Source organism: Streptomyces sp. NPDC007162 (assembly GCF_040634175.1).
Classification (GTDB): Bacteria; Actinomycetota; Actinomycetes; order Streptomycetales; family Streptomycetaceae; genus Streptomyces.
In genome coordinates this window covers 1-1,568 of the sequence record NZ_JBEYFC010000971.1, presented here as the reverse complement: position 1 = coordinate 1,568, position 1,568 = coordinate 1, and the positions used below count along the sequence as shown (strand labels likewise).

The 1,568-nt window shown below is 66.1% G+C and carries 2 pseudogenes; one reads left to right on the top strand and one right to left on the bottom strand.

The features are described from left to right. A pseudogene (locus ABZ646_RS46370) lies at positions 1-365 on the top strand (hypothetical protein); the annotation flags it as partial. A 266-nt stretch (positions 366-631) separates the two neighbouring features. Here ABZ646_RS46370 and ABZ646_RS46365 read toward each other — a convergent pair. Next, positions 632-1,427: pseudogene (locus tag ABZ646_RS46365) on the bottom strand (IS5 family transposase). Between the last annotated feature and the right edge of the window lie 141 nt (positions 1,428-1,568).

Here is a 1,568-nt window from a genome sequence, read left to right as displayed (position 1 = left end):
TGTTCGGCACGGTCTTCCTGACCGACCAGCACATGGAGGCGGGCTCGCCGCGCACGCAGCGCCTGGCGGAACACGAGGCCCGGCACGCCGACCAGTGGGCGGTCTTCTCGCTCGTCGGCGGTCCTGCCGCCTTCCCCACGCTCTACGGCCTCGACGAGGCATTCTTCCCCGGTGCGTTCAATCACTTCGAACGTCAGGCCGGGCTGACTGACGGCGGCTACGAGACGCCGTCGCACTGCCCGCCCCTTGCCGGGCGGCTGACCCTTGTCTCCCTCGGGCTGGTCGCAGGCACGACCCTGGTCGCCCGGCGCAGACCGCAAAACGGCAGTCGCCGGAAAGGAAGGCCACTCGGCGCTTCACCGTGAAGCAGGGAGAAATTTCTCCCCCCTTACAGAACGCCCGTGCGGTGCGATGCTTTACGGCGTCCCCACCCCGCCGCGGTCGCACGTGGCCCTGAAAAGAGACTCCACCGAATGTCGCCCACGACCGACGACCGACCCCGCAAACTTCCTTTCGTCGTCCTGGTGTTGTCCACTGGAACGTTTCTCATGGGCCCCACCGAATTCGTCATCGCGGGCCTGCTGCCCGAGATCGCCGATGATCTGGATGTCTCCCTGTCTCAGACGTCGTCTCATTTGGTGAGTCTGCGGTAGCAGATGAGGCTGCAGGCGATGGCGGTGAAGGCCAGGAAGTGTTCGGCTTTGCGTTCGTAGCGGCGGTGCAGACGGCGACAGTCGGCCAGCCAGGACATCGTGCGCTCGATCGTCCAGCGGTGCCGGCCGAGCCGGCTCGAGGACTCGATGCCCTTGCGGGCGATGCGGTGTCGGATGCCTCGCTGACGTAGCCATCGGCGCAGGTGGTTGTAGTCGTAGCCCTTGTCCGCGTGCAGCTTGGCGGGCCGTCGTCTGCGCGGGCCGCGGCGGGAGCGGATCGGTGGGATGCCGCGTACGAGTGGCTCGAGTGCCTGGCTGTCGTGCAGGTTCGCGGCGGAGATCCCGATCAAGAGGGGTAAACCGGTCCGCTCGGTGATCAAATGGATCTTCGAGCCTTTCTTGCCCCGGTCTACAGGATTCGGGCCTGTCAGGTCCCCCCTTTCAGGGCCCGCATGTTCACCGAGTCGATCGCGCAGCGCGACCAGTCCAGGTCTCCGCGCGAGCCGAGTTCGTCGAGGATGAGACGGTGCAGCTTCGCCCAGACCCGGGCGGCGGTCCACTCGGTGAAACGCCGGTGAGCGGTGGCCCCGACGGGCCGAAGACCGGCGGCAACTGTCGCCAGGTGCAGCCCGTCGTGGCCACGAAGATGATCGCCGCGAGGACCTCACGATCCCCGTACCGATGCCGACCACCGCCCTGCGGCCGCGATGGAGCAGGTGGGACCACTCGCTGGAACAGCAACCACAACTCGTCCGGCACCAGGCGCTCAACCATCACCACACGGTGAAGATTACCCAGCACTCCAAATGAGACGACTTCTTACTGATCTTTTCGTAAGTTCGGTGGGTGTGGTGGCCTTGTGAGTGGGAGGCTTTCGGGGTGGCTTATCAACCCTCGCCTTCGGCTGCCGGCCCG